Raw genomic sequence first — 233 nt, 5'->3', positions numbered from 1 at the left:
CGTCTGGTCGGTCGTGATCGTAAGCCACACGGCGTCCCTGTCTCTGACCGAGACGGACGCGTCGGCCCGCGCGGAGTCCACCACGTAGTGGTCGGCCGGTGTCACCGCCAAGGTGATCGCGCCGTTCAACTCGTCCACGCCGTCGTGCTCCGTCGGCACCTCGACCTCGACCGACTCGTCGCCGGCCGCGATGGTCAGCGTCCGGCTCCAGGAGGAAGGGGCGTTCGGGACGA

The 233-nt window shown here is 69.5% G+C and carries 1 protein-coding gene; it reads right to left on the bottom strand.

The window, feature by feature from the left end; translation table 11 throughout:
- Window positions 1-233 (bottom strand): hypothetical protein (locus tag MFF64_RS37390; RefSeq protein WP_238194132.1); only part of this gene is annotated, 233 nt, incomplete at both ends.

Origin of the sequence: Methylobacterium frigidaeris (assembly GCF_022179185.1) — a bacterium.
Classification (GTDB): Bacteria; Pseudomonadota; Alphaproteobacteria; order Rhizobiales; family Beijerinckiaceae; genus Methylobacterium; species Methylobacterium frigidaeris.
Note: the sequence above shows the minus strand (reverse complement) of the source record. Positions and strands in the feature narration are given on the sequence as shown.